At 65.6% G+C, this 24,925-nt stretch carries 21 protein-coding genes and 2 pseudogenes; 14 read left to right on the forward strand and 9 right to left on the reverse strand.

The annotated features are described in order from the left end of the window. The first annotated feature begins 2 nt into the window (after nucleotides 1-2). From IPM80_04160 to IPM80_04175, 4 genes and pseudogenes are all read left to right on the forward strand, one after another. The gene (locus tag IPM80_04160; protein ID MBK8957632.1) at nucleotides 3-1,370 is read left to right on the forward strand and encodes an acetyl-CoA carboxylase biotin carboxylase subunit; all 1,368 of its coding nucleotides are present in this window, start codon (nucleotides 3-5) and stop codon (nucleotides 1,368-1,370) included. A 9-nt stretch (nucleotides 1,371-1,379) separates the two neighbouring features. Continuing rightward, nucleotides 1,380-2,839, forward strand: a pseudogene (locus tag IPM80_04165) (pyruvate carboxylase). 2 nt (nucleotides 2,840-2,841) lie between these two features. Beyond that, on the forward strand, nucleotides 2,842-4,023 hold the full coding sequence (locus IPM80_04170) for a thiolase family protein (protein ID MBK8957633.1): 1,182 nt from the start codon (nucleotides 2,842-2,844) through the stop codon (nucleotides 4,021-4,023). Nucleotides 4,024-4,053: 30 nt separating this feature from the next. Continuing rightward, nucleotides 4,054-4,839: an SDR family oxidoreductase gene (locus IPM80_04175; GenBank protein ID MBK8957634.1), complete on the forward strand. Its 786-nt coding sequence runs from the start codon at nucleotides 4,054-4,056 to the stop codon at nucleotides 4,837-4,839. A gap of 76 nt (nucleotides 4,840-4,915) precedes the next feature. Here the strand turns inward: IPM80_04175 and IPM80_04180 are convergent, their stop codons facing one another. Further along, nucleotides 4,916-6,046: an HD domain-containing protein gene (locus IPM80_04180; protein ID MBK8957635.1), complete on the reverse strand. Its 1,131-nt coding sequence runs from the start codon at nucleotides 6,044-6,046 to the stop codon at nucleotides 4,916-4,918. Nucleotides 6,047-6,206: 160 nt separating this feature from the next. Here IPM80_04180 and IPM80_04185 point away from each other — a divergent pair, with 160 nt between their 5' ends. After that, complete coding sequence (locus IPM80_04185; protein MBK8957636.1) at nucleotides 6,207-6,659, forward strand: cupin domain-containing protein; 453 nt, start codon at nucleotides 6,207-6,209, stop codon at nucleotides 6,657-6,659. A gap of 153 nt (nucleotides 6,660-6,812) precedes the next feature. On the opposite strand, the gene IPM80_04190 is transcribed toward IPM80_04185, so the two are convergent. Continuing rightward, nucleotides 6,813-7,250, reverse strand: a complete 438-nt coding sequence (locus tag IPM80_04190) for a nuclear transport factor 2 family protein (protein ID MBK8957637.1) — start codon at nucleotides 7,248-7,250, stop codon at nucleotides 6,813-6,815. A gap of 135 nt (nucleotides 7,251-7,385) precedes the next feature. On the opposite strand from IPM80_04190, the gene IPM80_04195 reads away from it, so the two are divergent. From IPM80_04195 to IPM80_04215, 5 genes are all read left to right on the forward strand, one after another. Next, the gene (locus IPM80_04195) at nucleotides 7,386-8,363 is read left to right on the forward strand and encodes a hypothetical protein (GenBank protein MBK8957638.1); all 978 of its coding nucleotides are present in this window, start codon (nucleotides 7,386-7,388) and stop codon (nucleotides 8,361-8,363) included. A 123-nt stretch (nucleotides 8,364-8,486) separates the two neighbouring features. After that, complete coding sequence (locus tag IPM80_04200) at nucleotides 8,487-10,325, forward strand: NAD(P)/FAD-dependent oxidoreductase (GenBank protein MBK8957639.1); 1,839 nt, start codon at nucleotides 8,487-8,489, stop codon at nucleotides 10,323-10,325. Nucleotides 10,326-10,348: 23 nt separating this feature from the next. Then, the gene (locus IPM80_04205; GenBank protein MBK8957640.1) at nucleotides 10,349-11,839 is read left to right on the forward strand and encodes an NAD(P)/FAD-dependent oxidoreductase; all 1,491 of its coding nucleotides are present in this window, start codon (nucleotides 10,349-10,351) and stop codon (nucleotides 11,837-11,839) included. Further along, nucleotides 11,814-12,719, forward strand: a complete 906-nt coding sequence (locus IPM80_04210; GenBank protein MBK8957641.1) for a hypothetical protein — start codon at nucleotides 11,814-11,816, stop codon at nucleotides 12,717-12,719. Before IPM80_04205 ends, IPM80_04210 begins: the two co-directional genes overlap by 26 nt. A gap of 134 nt (nucleotides 12,720-12,853) precedes the next feature. Beyond that, a complete protein-coding gene (locus IPM80_04215; GenBank protein MBK8957642.1) occupies nucleotides 12,854-13,573 on the forward strand; it encodes a hypothetical protein in 720 nt (239 codons plus the stop codon). Nucleotides 13,574-13,645: 72 nt separating this feature from the next. Here IPM80_04215 and IPM80_04220 read toward each other — a convergent pair whose 3' ends face one another. From IPM80_04220 to IPM80_04230, 3 genes are read right to left on the reverse strand one after another with little or no spacing between them, the layout of a single operon-like run. Then, the gene (locus IPM80_04220) at nucleotides 13,646-14,710 is read right to left on the reverse strand and encodes an MBL fold metallo-hydrolase (GenBank protein MBK8957643.1); all 1,065 of its coding nucleotides are present in this window, start codon (nucleotides 14,708-14,710) and stop codon (nucleotides 13,646-13,648) included. Then, nucleotides 14,691-15,146: a hypothetical protein gene (locus IPM80_04225; GenBank protein MBK8957644.1), complete on the reverse strand. Its 456-nt coding sequence runs from the start codon at nucleotides 15,144-15,146 to the stop codon at nucleotides 14,691-14,693. The genes IPM80_04220 and IPM80_04225 overlap by 20 nt, the downstream gene beginning before the upstream one ends. A gap of 52 nt (nucleotides 15,147-15,198) precedes the next feature. After that, nucleotides 15,199-16,281 carry an LLM class flavin-dependent oxidoreductase gene (locus IPM80_04230; protein MBK8957645.1) on the reverse strand — a complete coding sequence of 361 codons (1,083 nt, stop codon included), beginning with the start codon at nucleotides 16,279-16,281 and terminating at the stop codon, nucleotides 15,199-15,201. A gap of 168 nt (nucleotides 16,282-16,449) precedes the next feature. Here IPM80_04230 and IPM80_04235 point away from each other — a divergent pair, with 168 nt between their 5' ends. Next, on the forward strand, nucleotides 16,450-17,127 hold the full coding sequence (locus IPM80_04235) for a VPLPA-CTERM sorting domain-containing protein (GenBank protein MBK8957646.1): 678 nt from the start codon (nucleotides 16,450-16,452) through the stop codon (nucleotides 17,125-17,127). 60 nt (nucleotides 17,128-17,187) lie between these two features. Here IPM80_04235 and IPM80_04240 read toward each other — a convergent pair whose 3' ends face one another. After that, nucleotides 17,188-17,982, reverse strand: a complete 795-nt coding sequence (locus IPM80_04240; GenBank protein MBK8957647.1) for a class I SAM-dependent methyltransferase — start codon at nucleotides 17,980-17,982, stop codon at nucleotides 17,188-17,190. A gap of 147 nt (nucleotides 17,983-18,129) precedes the next feature. Here IPM80_04240 and nei point away from each other — a divergent pair, with 147 nt between their 5' ends. Then, nucleotides 18,130-19,005 (forward strand): endonuclease VIII, encoded by an 876-nt coding sequence (gene nei / locus IPM80_04245; protein ID MBK8957648.1) that lies wholly within the window; start codon nucleotides 18,130-18,132, stop codon nucleotides 19,003-19,005. 2 nt (nucleotides 19,006-19,007) lie between these two features. Here the strand turns inward: nei and IPM80_04250 are convergent, their stop codons facing one another. Then, nucleotides 19,008-20,096 (reverse strand): LLM class flavin-dependent oxidoreductase, encoded by a 1,089-nt coding sequence (locus IPM80_04250; protein MBK8957649.1) that lies wholly within the window; start codon nucleotides 20,094-20,096, stop codon nucleotides 19,008-19,010. Between the two features lie 138 nt (nucleotides 20,097-20,234). On the opposite strand from IPM80_04250, the gene IPM80_04255 reads away from it, so the two are divergent. Both IPM80_04255 and IPM80_04260 read left to right on the forward strand, forming a co-directional pair. Next, the gene (locus tag IPM80_04255) at nucleotides 20,235-21,947 is read left to right on the forward strand and encodes an amidohydrolase (GenBank protein MBK8957650.1); all 1,713 of its coding nucleotides are present in this window, start codon (nucleotides 20,235-20,237) and stop codon (nucleotides 21,945-21,947) included. 378 nt (nucleotides 21,948-22,325) lie between these two features. Then, nucleotides 22,326-23,702, forward strand: a pseudogene (locus IPM80_04260) (DUF1329 domain-containing protein). A gap of 106 nt (nucleotides 23,703-23,808) precedes the next feature. Here the strand turns inward: IPM80_04260 and IPM80_04265 are convergent. Together IPM80_04265 and IPM80_04270 are read right to left on the reverse strand one after the other, a co-directional pair. Beyond that, a complete protein-coding gene (locus tag IPM80_04265) occupies nucleotides 23,809-24,657 on the reverse strand; it encodes a VOC family protein (GenBank protein ID MBK8957651.1) in 849 nt (282 codons plus the stop codon). Then, complete coding sequence (locus IPM80_04270; GenBank protein MBK8957652.1) at nucleotides 24,657-24,890, reverse strand: VOC family protein; 234 nt, start codon at nucleotides 24,888-24,890, stop codon at nucleotides 24,657-24,659. The genes IPM80_04265 and IPM80_04270 overlap by 1 nt, the downstream gene beginning before the upstream one ends. Nucleotides 24,891-24,925: the final 35 nt, after the last annotated feature.

Here is a 24,925-nt window from a genome sequence, read left to right on the forward strand (position 1 = left end):
TCGTGACTATCAAGCGTACCCTGGTGGCGAACCGCGGCGAAATAGCCGTGCGCGTGATCCGCGCCGCCCATGCATTGGGCATCGAAGCGGTGCAGGTGGTGTCGGCCGCCGACCGTGATTCCGAAGCGGCGCGCATGGCCGACCACGTGGTCGTGATCGGGCCCGCGCCGTCCAAGCAGAGTTATTTGAACGCCGGCCTCATCGTGCACGCGGCCAAGCAGACCGGCTGCGATGCGCTGCACCCCGGTTATGGTTTTCTGTCCGAGCGCGCGGAGCTTGCCAATCTCTGCGCCGAGAACGGCATCACTTTCGTTGGTCCCGCCGCTGAAACCATCGGCGCGCTTGGCGACAAGCTGCGCTCGCGCGCCATCGCCGCCGAAGCCGGTGTGCCCTTGGTGCCGGGCACCGACAAGATTGCGTCCATCACCGCCGCGCACAAGGCCGCCGAGAAACTCGGCTACCCGGTGCTGATGAAAGCTTCCGCCGGCGGCGGCGGGCGCGGCATGTTCGTGGCGCGCAATGCCGACGCCATCACCGCGTCCTTCGATGCCGCCAGCACCGAGGCCCAGGAAGCCTTCGGCGACGGTACGCTCTACATGGAGCGCTACGTCGAGAACGCGCGCCACGTCGAAGTGCAGGCGGTCGGCGATGGTAAAGGCCGCGTGGTGCATTTCGGCGAACGGGACTGCTCGGTGCAGCGCCGCTACCAGAAAGTCATCGAGGAAGCGCCCTGCGCCTTGATGCCGGCCAAGCTGCGCGGCGAGTTGCACGAGGCAGCCTGCAAGCTGCTGTCGTCGATGAAGTACCTCAACGCCGGCACCGTCGAGTTCCTGTACGACGTCGACAGGCAGGCGATTTACTTCATCGAAGTGAACACGCGCATCCAGGTCGAGCATCCGGTCAGCGAGCAGGTGACGGGCTTCGACCTGGTGCAGACCCAGTTCCGCATCGCGGGCGGCGAGCCGGCGCTGCCGCGCCAGGACCAGGTCAAGGTCGGTCGTCACGCCATCGAGTGCCGCATCAACGCCGAGGACGCGGCGAAGAACTTCATGCCGAGCCCGGGCCGCATCACGCGCTGGTCGCCGCCGCGTGGCGCCGGCATCCGCGTCGACAGCCATTGCCATGACGGCTACCTGGTGCCGCCTTACTACGACTCGATGATCGCCAAGCTCATCGTCACCGCCGACGACCGGCCGTCCTGTGTCGAACGTCTGCAGCGCGCGCTGGCGAACTTCGAAGTGGAAGGCCTGACCACCAATATTCCGCTGCTGCGCTACATCGTCGCGCAGCAGGATTTCGCCGAGAACCGTTTTCACACCAAGTGGCTGGAACAGAGCGTCCTGCCCGCTTTCCAGCAAGAGCACGTTTGAGGAGCCACCATGGCGCACATTGAATTTTTGGACGAAACCATGCGCGACGGGCAGCAGAGCCTGTGGGGCATGCGCATGCAGGCCGGCATGGCGCTGCCGGTCTCGCCCATCCTCGATCGCACCGGCTTCCGCGTCATCGATCTGACCGGCTCCTCGATGTTCGAGTGTCTCATCAAGTATTGCCACGAGAATCCCTGGGAAGGCCTGGACCTGCTGGTGCAGTCCATGCCGCGCACGCCCATCCGCGGCGGCATGCGCTCCAACGCCTCGGTGACTTTCGGCGTCACGCCCGACTCATTGATGGACGCCTGGATGCGCCAGCTGAACGTGCACGGCGTGCGCAGCTTCTGGATTTACGACGTCCTTTTCAACAACGACAAGACCAAGCGCCTGGCCAAGATTGCCAAGGAGTTCGGCTCGGAAGTCGCGGGCGCGATCATGTTCACGCTGTCGCCGGTGCACACCGACGAGTACTACGCCAAGCAGGCGGATGAATTGTCGGTCTCGCCGGACATCGACACGCTCTTGCTCTACGACACCGCCGGCGTGCTGGAAAAGGAACGCATGCAGACCCTGCTGCCGGCGATCGTGGCCAAGTCGCGCGGCAAGCCCATCGAGTTCCATTCCAACAACCTGCTCGGCCAGTCGGCCAAGGCCTATCTCGACAGCATCGAGCTCGGTGTATCGATCCTGCATACCGCCAGCCGACCGATGGCCAATGGCCCGTCGGTGCCGTCGACGGAAGTGATGGTGCGCAACATCGAGTTGAAGGGCCACAGCCATTCGCTCGACACCAAGCTCTTCGCGCCGGTCGCCGAGCATTTCGAGAAGGTCGGCAAGGCCGCCGGTTTCCTCGTCAATCAATATGCCGAGTACGACGTGCTCTCGATCCAGCACCAGGTGCCGGGCGGCATGGTCGGCACGCTGAAGGCGCAGCTCGTGCAGCACGGCATGAGCGACAAGCTCGAGGAAGTCCTGAATGAGACCGCCAAGGTGCGCAAGGAACTCGGCTATCCCGGCATGGCGACGCCGTTCTCGCAGCTGGTCGGCACGCTCGCGGTGCTGAACATCGTCACCGGCAAGCGCTACGCCTCGATACCCGACGAGGTCATCCAGTACGCGGCCGGCTTCTACGGCCAGACCGCCGCGCCCATCGATCCGAACATCATGGACATCATCATGTCCTCGCCGCGCGCCAAGCAGGTGGTGGCCAACCCGCCGCCGCAGCCGACCATCGAGGAGCTGCGCAAGGAATACGGCACCGATGACGACGACGAACTGATCCTGCGCGCGCTGGTGCCGGGCGAGGGCCTGGAGAAGATGAAGAAGGCGGGACCGGTCAAGACCACCTATCCCTACCTGTCCTCGCCGGAGCTCGACCAGGTGCGGCGCCTGATGAACATCGCACGTTCGCCCTGGTCGAGATCAAGGCGGCCGAGTTCGAACTGACGCTGCGCAAGAACGCATGAAGCTGCGTCGCGCGGTCATCGTCGACGTGGTGCGTTCGCCCTTCGGGCGGGCGCGCGAGACCGGCGCGCTGGCGAGCCTGCACCCGGTCAACCTCTACGCGGCGGTGCTGGAAGCGCTGGTCAAGCGTACCGGCATCCCGCCGGCGCTCATCGAGGACTGCATCACCGGCTGCGTGATCCAGGTCGCCGAACAGTCCGGCAACATCGGCCGCCAGGCGGTGCTGGCCGCAGGACTGCCGGAATCGATTCCCGCCGTCACGCTCGACAGGAAATGCGGCTCGGCGCAGCAGGCCATGGACTTCGCGGCCCAAGGCGTGATCGCCGGCGCCTATGACTGCGTGATCGCCGGCGGCGTGGAGATGATGAGTCTCGTGCCCATGAAGGTGAACCGCATGGGCAAGGACAACGAGGGGTCGCGTTTCCATGCGCGCTATCCCGAGGGGCTGATTCGCCAGGGCATCTCGGCCGAACTCATCGCCGCACGCTGGGGTATCTCGCGCGAGGCGCAGGATGCCTTCTCGCTGCGTTCGCACCAGCTTGCCGCCGCCGACAGCGGCGCGTCACGTGACATCTTGCCGCTCGAAGTCGACGCCGCCGACGGCCGCAGGACCGTCAGCAAGGACGAAGGCGTGCGCGCCGATTCCACGCTCGAGAAATTGCTGAGCCTTAAGCCGGCCTTCGAAGACGCCGCCATGGCCGCGCGCTATCCCGAGATCAACTGGAGCGTGACGGCCGGCAACGCCAGCCAGGTCACCGATGGCGCCAGCGCCATGCTGATCATGGAAGAACAACTCGCCCACAGTCTCGGCTTGAAGCCACGTGCCGCCATCACCCATTTCGCGGTGATGGGCGACGACCCCTTGATGATGCTGACCGCCATCATTCCCGCCACGCGCAAGCTCCTGAAGCGCGCGGGACTCTCTATCGACGCCATCGATGCTTACGAGGTCAACGAAGCGTTTGCCTCGGTGCCGCTGGCCTGGGAAAAAGATCTCGGCGCCGATCCGGACAAGCTCAATGTCTTCGGCGGCGCCATCGCGCTCGGCCACCCGGTCGGCGCCTCGGGCGGCCGCCTGGTCGCCAACCTGTTGCGTGCGCTCGAAGCGCGCAACGGCCGTCATGGTCTCGTCACCATGTGCGAAAGCGGCGGCATGGCCAACGCCACGCTCATAGAACGCCTTTAACAACGCCATATCACGCAGGGGAGAACGCCCATGGCCGGACGCATGCAGGACAAGATCACCATCATCACCGGCTCGGGCTCGGGTATCGGCGCCGCCTGTTTCGAACTCTTCGCGCGCGAAGGCGCGACCGTCATCGGCTGTGGCCGGCGCCTGGGCCAGCTCGAAGAGCAGCTCGCCAAGGTCAAGGCGGCCGGCGGCCAGGGCATGGTGATGTCGGCGGACCTGTCCAAGAACGAGGACGCCACGCGCGTGGTCGAGGAGACCATCAAGACCTACGGCCGCGTCGATTGCCTGGTGCACAGCGCCAGCGTCGGCTGGAGTTGGAGCCACACCAGCCCCAACTCCATGAACGACATTGCCACCACGCCGCCGGACAAGTGGCATGAAGTGGTGGGCATCAACATGAATGCCGCCTATTACCTGTGCCATGCGGTGCTGCCGCACATGCTGGCGCGCAAGAAAGGTTCGCTGACCATGGTTGCCAGCATTTCGGGCATGGTCGGCATGAAGACCGCCCACACCTACTGCGCGGCCAAGGGCGGCGTCATCAACCTGGTGCGCGCCATGGCCAACACCTATGGCAACCAGGGCATACGCGCCAATGCCGTGTGCCCGGGCTATACCGACACGCCGATGATCGCCGACGTCATGAACATCTTCGACGATCAGCACGAAGCCAACTGGCTGACGCCCATGGAGCGCGCCGGCACGCCGATGGAAATGGCCTACGGCTGCCTGTTCATGGCCTCCGACGAAGCGAGCTATGTGAACGGCGCGATCCTGCCCATCGACGGCGGCACCACCGCGCGCCAGTAATCGCTCATTGCACCTGCGAAAAAGCCGCCCATGGAGGCGGCTTTTTTGTGCGTGATGAATTCGCGGCGAAGGCTTGCTAGCGCGTCAAGCCCCACAGCCGCGTCAGCGGCATCGGCAGCTCACACGACGCCGCGACGCCGGCGATGACGGTGGCGCCGGCTTCGCCGGTATCGTGGAAAAGAGGCGAGGCATAGGGCGCGCCTTCGGCATTGGCAAAGCAGCTCACCACCGGCGCGTTGGCGGCATGATCGCCGCGGCGGATGACGAGGCCGAGGTCGCCGTTCTTCATGGTCACGAAGGTGCCGGGCGGGTAGATGCCCAGTTCCTTGACGAACTGCTGGGCGAGCGCCGGCGCCACGCGCAGGCGCTTCTGCACGAAGATTTCACGCACCGCCTGCTGCGCGTGCAAGCCTTCGCGGTAGGCACGCGGCAAGACCATGGCGGCGTAGTTGTCGGCCAGGGCGATGATCGAGGTCAGCTGTTCGAGCCGCGGCGACAGGCGGGCCGACGGATAGCCGCTGCCATCGCTGCGCGCATGGTGATGCAGCACCATGCCCAGCCACAAGGGATCGTCGACGCCGGCGCTGCGCAACAGCTCGAAGCCCTGTTGCGGATGGTCGTGCACCGCGCGCCGCTGCGCGTCGTCGAGGGGCGATTGTTGCCGGGACAGCGCGTCCTGCAGTTCCAGCATGCCGAGATTGCCGGTCAGTGCCGCGCAGCACAGGCTGTCGCGCAAGGTCTCGTCCAGCCCCGCGCGGCGCGCCAGCATGTCGCTGATGGTGGCCACCAGCAGCGGATGGGTCTCGGTATAGGCCGCCTGCTCCAGCATCAGGCCACCGAGCATGGCGTCGGGATGGCGGCCGATCAGCAGGCGCCATTGCGCAGCCATGGCCACCAGCGAGTCCAGTGCGCTGCCGCCCGGCCCCTCGGCGAGGCCGAGCAGGCCGGCGTGCAGGTCGCTCCTGAGGGCGGCGAGCTGTTCGAACACCGACAGCCTGACCGGCGTCAGCGTCGCTTCGAGATCGGCCTCGGTGCGTTCGCGGCACACGCGTCGCTCCAGCAGCCGCTCGATCTGTTGCTCGTGGGTGATGACCGTGCCCTGGCGCAGTACCAGGATGCCGCGCCGGTCGACGAGGTCCCAGGGCAGGGGCTCGCCCAATGGCAATTCCACGGGCCGGATCTGGATGTAATTCGCGGCGCTCATCATGGCGCCACCGCAAGGGAAGCCGGGGGCATGCCTGTATGTCGTCCGCCGGGGCGCGGACTTGAAGAGCCCAGGGCTTTTTGCCCGACCTGCCGGCGCTGCCCTGTCGGCCGCGCAATCCGGCCTACAATGAAACTCCAACCACCCCGACGCGGAGGATCCGATGAGCGCAAACGCCTACGTTCTCACCCCCGATACCTACCCCAAGCCCTTGAGCGTGGTGGGCGTCGACGTCACCGTGCTGGCCTCGGCCGCCGCCACCAATGGCTACGAAGTCACCCTGCAGGAGGGCAACGCGGGCTCCGGACCGCCGCTCCATTCCCACCCCTGGGACGAGTGCTTCTTCGTGCTGTCGGGGGAAGTGGAGTTCAGCTTCCAGGACAAGACCGTCAAGGCCATGCCGGGCACCATGTTCCACCTGCCGGCCGGCACGCCCCATGGCTTTCAGATCACGCAGGACGGCTCGCGCATGCTGGAGATGACCGGCAAGGGCAGCCGCTCGACGCAGATGTTCGCCGGTGTCGACCGCGAAGTCGCGCATCGCGCGCCGCAAGCAGAAGACATTCCGCTGCTGCTCGACGTGCTGGCGCGGCACGATGTGAAGGTCGAGGCCTGACGACTGGAAATCGATGGCTCAATGCCGTGGCGGCGGCGCGCTCCCGTAGGTGCGAATTCATTCGCACATTGGAGGCGGGATTCAGCGCACCGCAGCGGACATCCAGTGTGCGAATGAATTCGCACCTACGGTTGCAGGACCTTTGCCCAACCGTCAGCGGTCCTCCAGCATGCGCAGCACCACGCGCAGGTGCTGGTATTTCCATTCACCGTTGATCTTCACGTAGTCGTCGTTGTAGCGCAGCGTCATCCAGGTCTTGCGGCCGTCGCCCTCGGTCTGGTCCCACGGCCCCATGATGTACCACTGCGCGGTGGCGCGATTGCCGTCGATGTCGATGATGGGGTTCATGATGTTGTGCTGCGAGAAGCTGAACATGTCCTTGAACTTCTGGAACAGCTCGCGCACCGCCTGCGGGCCGACCGCCTTGCCGAAGTCGGGGCTCTCCCAGATGCCGTCCGGCGCGAACAGCGCGCCGATGCGATCGGGGTTGTGCATGTCATCGCAGATGTCGCAGTAGATGGCTTTCAGTTTCTTGATCGCTTCGATGTCTTCGAGGCGGGTGATGCGGGCTTCAAGTGCGGCGAGATCCATGGGGCGCTCCTCTCGTTGTGGCTGGTCGCTGTTTATATGTCCTGCCAGCGCCATTGCACAATTCCGCTTTGGCGTTAGCTGCGCGCGCGATGTCGAATCGTTATCCTGACGCGCACCTGCACCCTGGAATCGAACTTGAACGCGCCCATCACCGACGGCGACGCCCTGCCGCTTCGCTACCACACGCCCGCAAGCTGGGCGGCCGAGGTGTTGGCCGAGCCCCTGGCGCTGTTGGGCGATCACGCGCACCTCGAACGCAAGGCCGCCGCCAATGCGCTGGAACTGGTCAATCGCTGGCCGGGCGCGGTGTGCCCCGATGGCTGGGTCAGCATCCTGGCGGCGGTGGCGCGCGACGAGTCGGTGCACCTGCAGGCGGTCAGCCGCCTGTTGGCCGCGCGCGGCGGTACGCTGCCGCGCGTGCATCGCAACGTCTACGCCAGCGCCCTGCATGGCCTGGTGCGACGTGGCCAAGGGGCACATGAGCTGCTCGACCGCCTGCTGGTCTCGGCCTTGATCGAAGCGCGTTCCTGCGAGCGCTTCGCGCTGTTGGCGGCCGGCGCCGAGGACCGCGAACTCGGTGACTTCTTCAACAGCCTGCGCGGCTCGGAACTCGGCCATTACAAGGTCTTCCTGCATCTCGCCGGCATGCTGGTCGGTGACGGGCAGTGGCAGGCGCGCTGGGAGGAGATGCTCCCACAGAGGCCCCGCCCCATGAGCAAGACCAGCAAACGCGTCATTCCCGCAGCGCAGAAATCCTTCTACGACAACTACCACTTCGCGCCGGCCGTCATCGATGGCAAGCACCTGCGCTGTTCCGGCGTCATCGGCATCAAGATGGCCGATGGCAGCGTGTCGACCGATCCGGCGGCGCAGTTCACGCAGGCGTTCGAGAACCTGGCCGAGGTGCTGGAAGAGGGCGGCGCGAGCTTCGAAGACATCACCGAGATGACCACTTTCCACGTCGGTCTGCAGGCCAACCTCGCGGCATTCATGGCGGTCAAGGACAACTACATCAAGGAGCCCTACCCGGCCTGGACCGCCATCGGCATCACCGAACTCGCGGTGCCCGGCGGGCTGGTCGAGATCCGCGTGACGGCGCGCCTGCGCGACTGACGAGGCACGCGAAACCCCGGCGGGTGCACGCATTTTGCTGCACCTGCGGGGGTGGCAATGCGCTTGGCCCTCGTAATACAGTGCCGTGAGCCAATCACCACGTAACGCAGGGGAGATTCACGCATGGCCACCAGTCCGCAGGCCCAGGCCGCCGCTTTCACGATACCCACCGCCCAGGAACTGGGCTTCGATCCGATGGAGCTGCGGCGCAAGTACGCCGAGGAGCGCGACCGCCGCCTGCGTGACGAAGGCAATGCCCAGTACCTCGAGGTCGCGGGGCAGCTGGAGCGCTTCAACGACGACCATTACATCGACAAGCCGCTGGTGCGTGAACCGATCAGCGAAACCGTCGAGGTGTTGATCGTCGGCGGTGGCTTCGGCGGGCAGCTTGCCGCCGCGCGGCTCAAGCAAGCCGGCATCAGCGATTTCCGTATTCTCGAGAAGGCCGGCGATTTCGGCGGGACCTGGTATTGGAATCGCTATCCGGGCGCGCAGTGCGACATCGAAGCCTATGTCTACCTGCCGCTGCTGGAAGAAACCAATTACATCCCCAAGGAAAAATATTCCTACGCGCCCGAGATCCTGGCGCATGCGCAGCGCATAGGCCGGCATTTCGATCTCTATCCGAAGACCTGCTTCCAGACCCAGGTGCACACCGTGCGCTGGCATGACAGCGACAGGCGCTGGCACGTCACCACCGACCGCGGCGATCTGATCAAGGCGCGCTTCGTGATCATGTCCAGCGGTCCGCTCAACCGGCCCAAGCTGCCGGGCATTCCCGGCATCGAATCGTTCAAGGGCCATACCTTCCACACCAGTCGCTGGGATTACGACTACACCGGCGGCAGTTCGTCGGGCGGCATGACCAAGCTCGCCGACAAGCGCGTCGGCATCATCGGCACCGGCGCGACGGCCATCCAGTGCGTTTCCTATCTTGCGCGTGATGCCAAGCACCTCACGGTGTTTCAGCGCACCCCGTCGGCGATCGACGAGCGTGGCAACAAGCCGACCGATCCGGCCTGGGCGAAATCCCTCCAGCCCGGCTGGCACAAGGAGCGCAACGAAAATTTCGTCTCGATCCTGAACGGCATTCCGCAGGACGTGGACATGGTCAACGACCGCTGGACGGATCTGTTCAAGGCGCTGACCAAGCTCATGACCGGTGCCGCCGGCACCGGCATGACGCCGGAACAGGTTGCCCTGATGGGAGAAATCGCCGACTACCAGAAGATGAATGCGATCCGTGAGCGGGTGGCCAAGTCGGTCACCAAGCCGGAGGTCGCCGAAAAGCTCAAACCCTGGTATCGGCAGTGGTGCAAGCGTCCGGTGTTCAACGACGAGTTCCTGCCGACCTTCAACCGCGACAATGTCACGCTGGTCGATACCCGCGGCCTGGGCGTTGATCGCGTCACCGACAAGGGCGTGGTGGTGGACGGCGTGGAGTACGAACTCGACTGCCTGATCTTCGCCACCGGATTCGAGGTCGGCACCGCTTACACGCGCCGTGCCGAATTCGAAGTCTACGGCCGCGACGGTCAGTCGCTGTCGGATTACTGGCGCGAGGGCATGCGCACCTTTCATGGTTTCCACAGCCGCGGCTTTCCCAACTGCTTCCACATGGGACTGACGCAGACCGGCCTCGCGCCGAATTTCACCTACATGCTCGATCGCCAGGCGACTCATCTGGCCTACATCATCGAGCAGACCAGATCCCGCGGTAAGCAGGTGGTGGAAACTACGGTGAAGGCTGAATGCGACTGGCTGGACACCGTTCACAAGCCCAACTTCATGTCGGACTACCTCGCACAATGCACGCCCGGCTATTACAACGCCGAAGGCAAGGTGGGCGACGGCAAGACACGCGGGTTCTTCGAGGAGCAGTATGAAAGCGCGGTCGGCTTCTACGGACTGCTCGCGAAGTGGCGCGAACAGGGCGCGATGGACGGCCTGGAACTGAGCTGAAGGCCAACGGCCCGGGAGCGCCCATGGATCATTTCGATGTCATCATCGTCGGTGCCGGCCTGTCCGGCATCGGCGCCGCGCGTCAACTCATGGACCATTGTCCGGGCAAGAGCTTCGCCCTGCTCGAGGCGCGCGACGCCATCGGCGGCACCTGGGACCTGTTCCGCTACCCGGGCATCCGCTCCGACAGCGACATGTACACCATGGGCTACGACTCCAAGCCGTGGCTGGAGCCCAAGGCCATCGCCGACGGGCCGTCGATCCTGTCCTACGTGCAGGAGGCGGCGCGCGAACGCGGTATCGACCAGCGGATTCGATTCGGCCACCGCATGAAGCACGCGGCATGGTCGAGCGCGGACGGGCGCTGGACGCTCGAATGCGAGCGTGACGGCGAGCGAGTCACGCTGTCGTGCAACGTGCTCTTGATGTGCAGCGGCTACTACACCTACGCCCACGGCCACACGCCGAGCTTCGCCGGCAGCGCGGATTTTGGCGGGCGCATCGTGCATCCGCAGCTCTGGCCACAGGATCTCGACTATCGCGGCAAGCGCGTGGTGATCATCGGCAGCGGCGCGACCGCCATGACCCTGGTGCCGGCCATGGCGCGCGAGGCGGCCAATGTCACCATGCTGCAACGCTCGCCGACCTACGTGGTGTCGCTGCCGGCCAAGGATCCGATAGCGACCTTGCTGCGCGCGATATTGCCCGAGCAGCTGGCCTACAGGCTCACGCGCGCCAAGAACGTGTGGTTCCAGCGTTACATCTACCAGCAGACGCGCAAGCAGCCGCACAAGATGCGCGCGCGCCTGATCAACATGGTGCGCAAGCAGCTCGGGCCGGACTTCGACGTCGAGAAGCATTTCACGCCGAGCTACATGCCCTGGGATCAGCGCCTGTGCCTGGTGCCGGATGCAGACCTGTTCAAGGCATTGCGCGCCGGCACGGCCGACGTCGTCACCGATGAGATCGAGTGCTTCACACGCGACGGCATCCGCTTGAAATCGGGCCAGACCCTCGCCGCCGACATCATCGTCACCGCCACCGGCCTCGACATGGAACTGCTGGGCGGCGCAAGCTTCGCGGTCGACGGCGCACCGGTGTCCTTCCCCGACACCTGGTCGTACAAGGGCATGATGTTTTCCGACGTGCCCAATCTCATCTACACGCTCGGCTACATCAACGCCTCGTGGACCTTGCGTTCGGAACTGGTGGCCGAATACGTGTGCCGCCTCATCAATCGCATGGGCGAACTCGGCTGCGTGAGCGCGACGCCGCGCTTGCGCGCGGCCGATCGCAACATGACGCCGCACCCGATGATCGAGGACTTCTCGCCCGGCTACATGCGCCGCGCGCTGCACCTGTTTCCGAAGCAGGGCGACCGTGATCCGTGGCGCAATACCCAGAACTACACGCTCGACAAGAAGACCATCCGCGAGGCGCCGCTCGACGACGGCGTGATGGTGTTCGCCAAGGCCGGCGGCGCGCGTGATGCCGAACAGCGCAGCGCGGCCTGACGGCCACGCGCCGCGTCGCGCGCGCGCGCCAGGTCTGCGCGCGGCGCTCACCTGGGCCTGCCTCGCGCTGCTGTCGACCGCGACCCGCGCCGCCGATCCCACCGCCACCGAGCGCCTGATGGGCATGGCCGATTGCATCCGTGACGCCGGCGACATGAAGGGCGCGCCGCGCGAAGCCTTCATGACCGATTGCATGGCGCGCAAGGCGCGCGCCACGGCCGCCGTGGCGCCGCCCGCCGCGGTCGCCGCTGAACCGGTACTGCCCGGCCAGGCCGTGGCACCGGTGGCGCCGGCACCTATCGCACCGCTGGACCCGGACGCGCTGCCGCCGCAGGAACGCATTCTCGCCTGCGCCACCGCCAGCAAGGGCATGCAGGGCGAGGCGCGCCAAGCCTACTTGAGGCAATGCCTGAAACAGGACAACGCGGCGCCGGCGCTGGTCGCCGAGCGCGCCCAGCGGCGCGCGGGCTGCGCCAGCCAGGCGCGTCTGCAGCCGCCGGAAGAGCGCGTCGCCTTTATCGATGAATGCATGAACGGGCGTGGGCCCGGCGCCGTGCGGGGCAGCGTGGCGCCGGGCGTCATCAACCAGGCGACGGTGCCGAAGCTGCGTGACACCGGCGCCGCGCGCCAGCGTGCCGCCTGCGTGGTCGCCGCCCGCGATCAACAGGGCGCCGCGCGCCAGGCTTTCATCGAACGCTGCGTGGCCGCCCACCCCGGCTTGCCCCAGGCGGCCGTGGCGCCCGCGCCGGCCACCAGTGCGAGCAATCCCGCCCAGGATCGCATGCTGCGCAACCAGGTCTGCACGGACCAGGTGCGCGCCCAGGCCATGACCGGCGCCAAGGCCATGGCCTTCATGAATACCTGCATGGCGCGACCCTGAGTCGCCACCCCGGCGCGCGTCGCGAGGCCGGGCAAATGCGAACTGTTTCGCGTATCTCGCACGCGCGGCGGGGTTCTGTCGCGGAGTGATTCGCGGCTACCATTCCCGTAGCGCTTACAGGAGAGAAGCCTGCCATGAAATTCCAAGCGACGCTCGCCACCGCCCTGCTGGCCACCGGCATGATCGGCCCGGCCCACGCGGCCACCGCGACCTTCATCACCGCCAGCCCCTACGCACAGTTTTCCGACAGCCCGTTCGCGGCGCTGGCGGCCGGCAACCCGAATTTCTTTCTCGAGAACTTCGAGGACGGTTCCTTGAACACGCCCGGCGCCACAGCCAGCGCCGGCTTCGCCGTCAGTGGCGGACTCTTCATCGACTCCGTCGACGGTGATGATGGCAGTCTCGACGGCAGCGGTCTCGACGGCCATTCCTGGTACACCGGCTTTGCTCCAACCACGCTGTCGTTCTCGTTCAGCGCCGCGGCCCTCGGCTTTTTACCGACCCACGTCGGCATCGTGTGGACCGATGTCGGCTTGGTGCCCAACGGCCTGCCGCAAAACGTGGACAGCGTCGCGGTGCGCGCCTTCGATGCCAACGGTAATTCGCTGGGCGGCATCCTGTTCGACGACCTCGGTGACGGCGCGGTCAACGGCGGCACCGCCGAGGATCGTTTCTTCGGCGCCATCTTCGACGGCGGCATTTCGCGCATCACCATCACCAGCTTGAACGGCTCTCCCGACTGGGAAGTCGATCACCTGCAATACGGCTTGGCCCCGGTGCCGGTGCCGGGCGCGGCCTGGATGCTGGCGCCCGCGCTCGTCGGTCTCTTCGGCCTGCGCCGCAAGCGCGCGTAGGTCTGGTTTAAAGCGGACACGGTCGGCGCGCCACGGCGCTTGCCGCGGGCGCAGCGGGCTTGGCCTCGGCCGTCAGGGCGCCACCAGGCGATACAGACTCCCCACCACGCTCGGCGCGTAATGCGCCGGCGCGAAGGCCGTCGCCAAGGCGGCCTTGGCTCTCCAACCCGTGCAATGGCCGGGCGCAACGATGCGCGGCGCGACCCGCGCCGCGAGGTCGCGCACCGTGTCCTCGATGCGCTCTTCCATCACCTTGCCGGCCAGGTGGTAGCCGCCCAGCACCAGGTCGATCGGCACGCCCGGAAAGTTCTCCTTGACGGCCAGGCAGGCATTGACGATGCCGGCATGCGAGCAGGCCGACATCAGCGACACGCCGCGACCGCGCACGCGGGCGGCCAGGAAGCGCTCATCCATGATCAGCGGATCGGCTTCGAGGCGCTCGCCCCAGAATGAATGGTGGCCGGCCAGGCCTGTTTCGTAACGCGTGACGCGCGGTATCGCGCCGCTGCCGTAGAAAAAACCATTGGCGACCAGATGCGCATCGGCGGCTTTCACCACCTGCCCGCCGGCGGCGGCGATGGCTTCGAAGCTCGGCTCTTCCGGCAGCAGGATGAGGCTGCCATTGGCGGCCATCAAACCGCGCTGGGTGGGACGGTCGGGATGCAGGTCGACAATCAGCGGCGCGGCCAGGCCCGCCGCCTGGCGCGCGGCGGCGATGGCGGCGACGACTTCGGGAAAGCCGCCGCTGTGATCGAAATGCCAGTGCGACAGGAACAGCGCTTCGATGCGCGCGAGGTCCAGCGCCATCTGCCGTGCGTTCTCCAGCCACACGTGCGGGTAGGGGCCGACGTCGAACAACACCGTGTGGCTCTCGTCGCCGCGCCGGCCGGTCAACAGCACCGACAGGCCGTGACAGGCGCAGCACAGGTGATCGAACACCACCTTGCATTCGTGCCCCTCGTGCACGCGCGCCGCCGGCAGGCGCATGACCAGTTGCATGGCCTCGGGGATCTGCGGAATACCCTCGGCGACGCTCGACAAGGTATCGGTTTCGTTGTCGACCACCACCAGCACGTCGAGGGCGTCGAGTTCGAGCAGTTGATTGGCGATGTTCATGTCACTCCTGCTGTGCGCCATGCGTGGCGCTCTGGTAGTAGTCGAGCACTTCGCCTGTGCACTCGGTCAGCGCCACGGACGGCGCGGCGCCGTGCTTGCGCTGGCAGCCGCGCATCGGCAGCGCCACTTCGGCGAAGTTCTGTGGCACCTTGTGGCCAGCGTTGCGGCGCGCGCACGCCGCCGCGCGGTAGGCGAGATAGGTCGGCGCCGTGATGTCGGGATGGGCGTAGACGTCGTCGACGATGGAATACATCTGCACCGCGAGGCGTGCCTGCAGGGTGCTGCGCTTGTGCTTGAACACCATTTCGCGCGGCGGCAGCGGCGCCAGCGCGAAGTCCTTGCTCTGGCCGCGTTCGCGCAGCTCGATGATATTGGCCGCGGCTTCCGCTTCTATCGAACATTGAAAGCGCTCGGGCGCGGCGAGCGCGCCGCCGCCCGTGAGCATGGCCAGCATCATGCACAGCGCGCGGCGCACCGGCGTGAGCGTGTCGCGTGTGGGGCAGGTCTCATCAACGAAACGCCGGCATCACGTACTTGGCGAAGTCGGCCAACACCTTGCGCTCGACGTCCATCGGTGGCCACAGGTCGATTTCCTTGACGCCGCCGGCCTCGAGCTTCTTGATGTGCTCGATGATTTCGTCCGGCGTGCCGACCAGCGCGCCGGCCTTGATCGCGTCCGGCGTGACGTACTTGCGTTCTTCAGGCTGCAGGTACACCAGGTGACCGTCGTGGATCTGACGGAAGCGCGCCTTCTCCGGCAGGCTCATGGTCTCGACGCGCTTGAGATAATCCGGCCAGATGGCCTTGAAGTGATCGGGAATGATGGCGTCGTTGCAGCCGTTGTCCTTCCACACTTCGTAATAGAAGTGCAGTTCACAACCGACCCAGGCGCCGGTCTCGTCGATCACGCGTTCATCCGTGAGCTTGTCGCCGCTGCCGAGCACGCAACTGGTGGTGATGAAGGCGGTATGGAAGTCGGCCGGCAGCGTGCGGCCGGCCTTGGCCGCGCCGCGCGCCACGCCTTCGAGCTTGGGCTTCATGACGTCCGGCTCGCCGCCGACGGTGATGAGGCCGTCACTGAATTCGCCCGCCGCCTCCAGCGCCTTGGGCCCGTTGGCGGCCACGTAGATCGGAATACGCTGGTCGAGATTGATGAAGCGGCGCTCGCGATGCAGGAACTGGATCTCGCGGGTCTCGCCGTCATAGGTGTAATCCACCGCCTTGCCGTCCAGCAGCGCGCGCGTCACCCGCAGGTATTCGCGGAATGCCTTGACCCGCATCGGGTTCTGGCCCATCACGCGCATCGCGGTGTGGCCGGTGCCGAGGCCGAGGAAAGTGCGGCCCGGCGCCAGCTCCGCGATGCTGGCGATCGAATGGGCGGTGACCGGCGCGATGCGCGTGCCGGTGATGGCGACGCCGGTGCCGAGCTCGATACGGCTGGTGTGATGGGCGGCGAGCGCCAGCACCGCGTAGCAGTCAGACCAGATCATCTGCGAATCGCCCACCCAGGCGCGATCGAAGCCCAGGCTCTCGGCGTATTGGATGAATTCCCAGTTCTTGATGTGGGCGCTGACGCCGATGCCGAATTTCATGGGGCTGTCCTCCTGCGGAAGCTGAGTGGGGCGGGCGATACACGGACCGCCGACCCCGAAATGAAAACGAATGTAAATTCTGTCGGTGGATGGAGATTGTACCGGTGAGGGCGCGGCGTGCCACGCTATAAACGAAACCAGCCCTATACCCCGGCATGGAGAATGGAAATGAATTCTAAGAACGCCCCGCGCGGTCGCATCTTCGCCGCGCTGGCCGGTGCCCTCACCTTGGGCTCGGCGCTGCTTGCGACACCCGTCAACGCCGCCGTGCTGACCTTCGACGGTGATGTTTGCGAGCCGAGCGGCACCTGCAGTGACAGTTCGCTGATCTCGCAGAGTTACGGCGACGTTGCCGGTGTACTCGATGTTCAATACGCCAACCTGGCCGGCAATCCTGGTATCGCCTCACTGCGCTTTTGGGGCACTGATTACAACGACCTGGTGAGAGTCGCGTGGACCGACGGCGGTGACGGTGGCTCGCGCGCCGAGATCTTCCTGAAGCCTTTGAACGGCGGCGTGGTCACGCTGAACAGCTTCGACCTCGGCGCATGGCCCGACACGCAGCGCACCACGAGCTTCACCATTCTCGACGGCGACGGCAACCTGCTGGCCAGTTCGGGGGGTGACATCACCATCGGCATACAGCCTGGCAACCTGCACAACCATTTCGATTTCGGCGACGTTGCCAGCAATACCGGCATCCGCATCCAGTGGGGCCCGTCGGCCTTCAACGTCGGTATCGATAACGTCGACTTCAGCGTGAGCGCGGTGCCGCTGCCGGCGCCGGCCTGGTTGCTCGGCGCGGGTGTCGTGGCCCTGGCTGCACGGCGCCGTCGCAAGGTGTGACGTCCGGCCTCGCCGGATCTGAAAAGGCGGCCCACGGGCCGCCTTTTCGTTGCTGGCGACTCAACGCTTCAGCGCGCGTGACATGAGGAAATCCTGGCGCACGAAGTTGTCGTGGAAATATTGTCCCGCCAGTGCGTCGAACTCGGCGCGAAAGGCCGCAAGCCGGTCCGGTTCGGCGCCCAGCGACTCGACGATTTTCAACACCGGCGCCGCGTTGCGCTCCATGAAGATGCGCGCGTGGGCCGGGCTCAGGGCCGGGAAGCGCATGCAGCCGCGATCGAAACGCAGCTCGCTCACCGCATCGGCCAGACGCTCGCGCACGATGTGCGGGTCGCCCCATTCAATCGGTGAACGCGCGCCGTCCGGTAAGGGCGGCGCGTAGCGGCCGGTGAGCGCGAACATGCGGCCGGTATAGAGCTCCGGCGGCCAGGTCGAGAACGCAATGGTGCCGCCCGGCTTCAGCACGCGCAGCATCTCGGCGATGGTGACCTCGGGGCGCGGACCGAACATGTGACCGAACTGGCTCAGCACCACGTCGAAGCGGGCGTCGTCGAACGGCAAGGCTTCGACATCGGCCTCGACGAATTCGACGTCGAGGCCGGCCAGCGTGGCGTTGGCGCGCCCGACTTCGAGCAGCGCCGGCGTCAGGTCGGCGCCCGTGACCGTGGCGCCGGCGCGCGCCGCGGTCAGCCCCACCACGCCGGTGCCGCAACCGACGTCGAGCACGCGTTGCCCACTCTTCACGCCGGCGAAGCGCACGAGATCCGGCGCCACCGACCCGGTCAGCATTTCGAAAGGCGTAAAGCTTGCCCACGCAACGCGCGCGGCCTCTTTCATCTTGGCTATGGGATCCATGGGCGCTGGCCTCCGCTGGCGACGGCTTGATACCGTCATTGTGGGTGCGAATGCATTCGCGCCCATAGGGAAATCGCGCGGTGGGAGTACCGACGCGCGGGAGCGAACGTATCATGAACTCATCATCGCCGTCTTGCCGTTGACATCATGCCCGAAGGTCCCGAAATCCGACTCGAAGCCGACAAGCTCGCCGCGGTATTGGACGGTGAGATCATCATTGCCGCCGACTGCACGCTGCCGGCGCTACGGCGCGGCGTGGCAAGCTTGGCCGGTCAGCGCGTGAGCGAGGTCACGACACGCGGCAAGGCCATGCTCATCCGCTTCGACGACCAGCGCACCCTGTATTCCCACAATCAACTCTATGGCCGCTGGTACGTGATGGCGCCCGGCGCGCTGCCACGCACCACGCGCAGCCTGCGCCTGGCGTTGCACAGCGCCAAGGGCAGCGCGCTTTTGTACAGCGCCTCGACCATCGAACTGCTGGCGCCACCAGAGCTCGCGGCGCATCCCTTCCTGAGTCGCCTCGGGCCCGATGTCTTGTCCGACACACTCGACTGGCGCACGCTCGCCGAGCGTCTCGACGCGCCGGCCTTTCGTCGCCGCGGCGTCGCCGCGCTGTATCTCGATCAAACTTTCCTGGCCGGCATCGGCAACTACCTGCGCTCCGAGATCCTGTTCTTCGCGCGCGTGCCGCCGAGTGCGCGGCCGCTGGATCTCGACGCGCGTCAGCGTGCGCGTCTGGCGCGTTGTTCGCTGGATGTCACGCGTCGCGCCTACCAGGCGCGCGGCGTCACCAATCCCCATCGGCGCGTGGCCGAATTGAAAGCGGCGGGCGTCAAGCGTGGCGGATATCGTTTCGCGGTGTTCGCGCGCGAAGGGCAGCCGTGCTACGAGTGCGGTACGAGCATCGAGCGCATGGAAGCGGGTGCGCGACGCCTGTACTGGTGCAGGCAGTGCCAGGGTGGCGCGGAAGGCGAGACTGGCGACGAGGCGGCACGCCGACCGCCCCGTCGCTGCGCCTGATGTCAGGCGGCCGCGCTGCGTTTGAACTGCGGCAGGACATCCTCGATGAGCGCCGCCTGCGAGGCGGACCACGCCGAGTATTCATCCTTGAAGTCGAAATTGATCACGAGCAGCGTGCCGAAGCCACCGGACTCGGCAACCATGTCGCCGAGCTTGCCCGCCACCGTCGACGGCGAACCCACCAGCCAGTTGTGATCGACCAGGTATTCGGGCGTGACGTCGGAGTCGGGCACGCTTTGATCGTGCTTGAACACCGACAGCAGGCGGAACTGGCCGAACAGCGGCAACAGGTATTCGCGATAGGCGCGGCCCATCATGCCGTTCAGCGCCAGCTTGCGTGCCTCGGCATCGGTGTCGGCGATGTAGACCTCGCGTACCACGCGCCAATCCTGGCGGTTTGCCACGCGGCCGACGCGCTCGGCGCCGCGCACCACGGAATCCCAATGGTCACGCAGGTATTCCTGCGAGAGGTTGAGGCTCAAAGGCATGAAGCCCAGCTCACCGGCCAGCTCCAGGGTGTCGGAGCGCGGCGACAGGCCGGCGATGCCGATGGGCGGGTAGGGCTTTTGCAAAGGCTTGAGATGGCGCTGCAGGCGGCCGTCGAACATCGGCGCGATGCCGTTCACGTTCCAGTACTTGCCGCGGTACTCGAACGGCTCGTCGCAGGTCCAGAGCTTGAGGATGATGTCCAGCGCTTCGCGCGTCATGACGCGGTTCTCGCCCGCCATGCCGTCGATGGCGAACTGCGCCCAGTCGCTCGGCAGACCGCCGGCGCCGACGCCGAACATCAGGCGACCTTGCGCAATGTGATCCATGAAGGCCACACGTCCGGCCAGTTCGGCCGGATGGTGATAGGGCAACAGGTGGGCGCCGGCCGCGAGCTTGATGCGCTTGGTGCGCAGCAGGGCCTGGGCGATCAGGATGTCGGGCGCGGGATTGGGCTCCCACGGCGCGGTGAAGTGCTCTCCTATCCACGCTTCGGAAAAACCCAGGCGGTCGCACAGGGTGATGTGTTCCAGATCCCATTCGAAACCGTCGCGCAATGAGCGCTCCGGCGGGTGGGACGGCATCATGAAAACTCCGACTTCCATTGCAAGCTCCGCGTTGTATGTCGGGGCCGACGCTAGCACGGCGCCTGGCGGGTCGCAACGCGAGCGCCGCCTCGTTCCGCGTGCGTGGCGCGCGGCAGTTGGCTACGCTTGGCGCTTGTCTCGAATCAAGAGTAAGCCATGCGCGCGACAGTCATGATCCTTCTCGGCCTTGCGGCATGCGTCGCGGCGCATGCGCTCGAACCGGCCGCCAGTGTCTATCGTCACGGTCGCATCTATACCGTCGACGCGGCCAATCACTGGGCCGAGTCGCTGGCCATCAGCGACGGTCGCATCGTCAGCATTGGCAGCGATGCGGAGGTGGCGCGCTACATCGGTCCGCACACGGAAGTCGTCGAACTCGGCGGCCGCATGGTCATGCCCGGCATCCACGACATGCATCTGCATCCGGTCGAAGGTGGCTTCCAGGAATTGGTGGAATGCACGTTTGCGTTCGTCACGCCGCTCGCCGACATCGTCGGCAAGATTCGTGAGTGCGCCGCGCACAAGGCCAAGGGTGAATGGATCCGCGGCGGTCAATGGGCGGCCGAAACCCTCGAAACACCCAATCCGCCGACGCTCGCCATGCTCGACGCGGCGGCGCCCGACAACCCGGTGTTCCTCATCGATTCGACCTATCACAACGCGTGGGTCAATTCGCGCGCGCTCGAAGCCTTGGGCATCGATGCCAACACCGCCGATCCGAAGGGCGGCGCCATCGTGCGCGATGCGACGACGCGCAAGCCCACCGGCATCCTGTTCGACAACGCCGCCTATTTCGCCATGAAGCGTTTGCCGGTGCGCAGCGACGCGCAATACCAGGCCGCCGCGCAATGGGCGGTGGCCAAGCTCAACAGCGTCGGCGTGGTGGCGATGAAGGATGCGCTCGCGGATGGCTATTCAGTGCGTGCCTACGCGGCCTTGGATCGCGCCGGCAAGCTCAACCTGCGCGTCGCCACCAGCCGTCCGTGGCGCGCCACCTGGACCGAGAGCGACGCGGACGAGGCGCGCAATCGCGCCCATTGGCGCGATGACGAGACCACTCACGTGCGCACCGGTTTCGCCAAGATTTTTGTCGATGGCATTCCGCCCACACGCACCGCGGTGATGCTCGAGCCCTACCTGCCCGACGCCAAGCATCATGCCGGCTTCAAGGGTGAACCGCAGCACACGCAGGCCGATCTCGATGCGGCGCTCGTCGAACTCGACAAGCTCGGTCTGACGGTCAAGATGCATGCCACCGGCGATGGCTCGGCGCGCGCCGCGCTCGACGCCATCGCCGCCGCGCGCAAGGCCAACGGCGCCTCCGGTCTGCGTCATGAAATTGCCCATGCCGAATTGATTTCCGCCGCCGACATTCCGCGTTTTCGCGAGCTCGATGCGGTGGCCGAACTGTCGCCGATCCTGTGGTATCCCGGCCCGCTGGTGGACATGATGGCGGCGGTGATGGGCCGTCAACGCGCCGAGCAGTTCTGGCCCATCAGGTCGATGCTCGATGCCAAGGTCAACATGATCTACGGCTCTGATTGGCCGTCGGTGGTGCCGACGCCCAATCCGTGGCCAGGCATCGAGGCGATGGTGACGCGCAAGGATCCTTACGCGAATTCGCCTTCCTCCGTCACGCTCGGCTCGGCACAGGCTATCGGGCTTGCCGATGCGCTGCGCATCTTCACGCGCAACGGCGCCGATGCGATGCGCATGGGCGCCGACAGCGGCAGCCTCGAGGTCGGCAAGTTCGCCGACTTCATCGTGCTCGACAGAAACCTGTTCGAGACCGCGCCGCAGGAGATCGGCGCTACCGAGGTGTTGAAAACGGTGTTCGAAGGGCGCGTGGTCTACGCGCGCGAACCCTGAGTGGCGGCACCCATCATGTGATGGGTTGAATATTCATTCTTATTTTTTCAGCCATGCTCGGCGGTTCGAGGCACGATCATCCCCCCGATCTGGTCATGAAAAAGGTAATGACGACGAAGCGTCGTTACCTCACGCCGGCACCCCCTACTATAGAGTGTGATTAGTTCGCGGTACTCGCCCGAAGACCGCAAATTCCCGGCAAAAAAAAACGCTACGCCGTGAACCGTTGTTTGCGTTAATGTCACTCATAGACAGTGTCCACCGTTGCGCAGGAATGATCGCTGGGGAGCATTGAGTCGTGCCGCGTAACAGGGACATTGCGGAGTCGCCCATCGCAAAGATGTGGTGACAGTACTTCGACAAGGGGAGAAGAAGATCATGGCTCATATCAGGAAATACGACTTTGATTACAGTCGTCGCGTGTTCATGGACAAGACCGCGCGCGGCATCGGCACCGCGGGTGTGCTGGGTTCGCTATGGCCGATCATGGCGGAGTCAGGGGAAATCGGTCGCGCGTATCCCGACGAGTTGCTCAGCATCGAGGCCTATACCAAGGGCAAGGTGAAGAACGGCGACTGGATCGACAAATCGAACATCGAACTGGTCCAGGACCTGGTCGATCCGGCGCTCATGATTGAAGTCATGCAGATGGATCGCAAGTTCCAGATCTCGCCGTCGGGCACCACCACCGACGTCACCAAGATGTTCCCCCATGAATTCCTGGAGGCCACGCTCAGCAACCAGGGTAAGGCCACGCTCGACGACGTCGGCAATGTGCGCACCACCGACGGCGCCGAGTGGATCGGCGGCCTGCCGTTTCCGCAGGTCGACAACGGCGTGCAGGTCATCGCCAACATGACCTTGTCCTGGGGCCGCCACGATGAGTCGATGTATGCCGTGATCGCCGACGCCGTGGATGCCGAAGGCAAGGTGGTCTACAACTACAACCTCGTCTGGGCCGAGCAACAGGTGTCGGGCCGTACCAGCGGACCGCTGCCGGGCAACCACGCCGGCAAACTGCGTTACCAGTCGACCTGGTTCACCGAGCCCAACGACGTCAAGGGCACCGCGTTCTTGAGCGAATGGCCCTATGACCAGCGCAATTTCCCGGACTTGTTCGGTTACCTGCCGGCCTTCAAACGCGTGCGTCGCTTCCCGACCAACCAGCGTTTCGAACCGCTCGTCGCCGGACTCAACTTCTACCTGTCGGACGCATGGGCCGCGGGCGACCCCTATCTGACCTGGGGCAATTACAAGATTGTCGGCCGCCAACCCTATCTCGGCAGTTCGATGAACGGCTGGATGGGCGACCTCCCGAACTGGCGCCCCGAGTCCCACGGTGGCCCGGACGGCAAGACCTTCTTCACCATCACGAAAGAACTGATTCCGGAAGTGGTGATCCTCGAAGCCGAGCCGACCGGATTCACCCGTGCGCCGTACAGCAAGAAGCGCGTGTATGTCGATGCGCGTAACTTCGTGTTCCCGCAGATGCTGACCTACGACCGCCGCAATGAACTGTTCAAGTGCGGTGAGCCGGGCTTCGGTCAGTACAAGACCGCTTCGAACGAGGTGTTGGACAAGGGCAAACCGGCGTGGAGCTGGACCTGGTATCACAGCCATGACTTCCAGGGCCGCACCATGTCGCGCTTCAACTAGGCGGCGGAAGTCGCCGGTGGCTTCAAGTCCGACTACAACCTGGTCAACTGCTACGACAATTACATGACCCAGGCGGCGATGCGTCGTCTCGGCACCTGAGCGAGCCCGCTCCTTGTAACTTGCCCGTGGCTGACACTCCCCTGCTGTCAGCCACGGGGCCTTGTCGGTACCGTCGGCGACGATAGCGCCCGCGCCGTGCGCCGCTTCAGGCGAAGGGCGGACGTGCCGCCGGGTACGGTAGCGCTTCGATCAGCTCCAGCCAGATGCCGTCCGGGTCGCGGAAGATGACGACGCGACGCTCGCCGAAATCACCCATGTTCCAGCACTCCACCGGCCCGACGCCGGCCTGACCGCTTGCCACCAGGCGTGCGCGGGCGGCATCGATGTCGTCCACTTCGAAGGCCACGCGAATGATGCCGAGGTGATTGGCGAGCGGGTAGGCTTCGCCATAGGGTTTGGGTGTGTGCCACTGCAACACGTCCAGCGGGCTGCGCGAATCGGAGCGCAGGCCCATCAAGGTCGCCGCGAAATTCATGCCGCCGAGATAGGCAGAGCCGTCTTCGTTCGCCAGCGCATCGCCGAGCGAGCCATTGCTGGCCGGCTGCAGGGCGCTCGGTTCGAGATAGGCCTGCGGATCGAGACCCATCACGTCGTGATAGAAACGATAGCTGCGCTCCAGCGAGCGCACGTTGAGATTGCAGTGATGCATCATGCCTGGATAGACGACGGCGCCGTTCGGATCTTCGGCGCCGATCATTTCGAGCGTCGAGCCATCGGGATCACGGAAGCCGAACACCCGCACCTTGAAACCGTCGGGCGCGAGGATGATGTCGCTGGGCGCGCCATAGGGGCGGCCACCGTGGGCCAGCACGTTCGCGTAGGCCTCGTCGAGATTGCCGACCAGCGAGTTCTGGCGATAGATGCCGACGTGATTCGCCTCGCGATAGGGCTGGCCGGTCGGCGCCGGTGTCTTCCATTCGACCAGGTGCAGATGCCGCGCCGGGAATTCCGCCACCAGGTCGCCGGGCGGCGCGGCGTCCTTGCGGTTCTCCATCACCCAGCCTTCGAACGGCCGTGTTCGATGCCGAGACCGGTATAGCGCTGCGCGGGCCCGTTGATGCGCTTGACGCGTCGGACCGGGAACGTCGCTTCGTAGAATTCCACCGCGCGAGCGAGATCCGAGACGTTGATGACGGTGTGTGAAAAGCGGTTGATGTGACCGCGCAGGCCGTGGGCCAGGCGATCGAGCGGCGGCTTGGCGCCGTCGCGAGTGGATGTGGATGCCATGCTGAGCCCTCGGCGTCGAATGCGTGCCGCTCAGC

The organism is Pseudomonadota bacterium (assembly GCA_016719885.1).
Taxonomy (GTDB): domain Bacteria; phylum Pseudomonadota; class Gammaproteobacteria.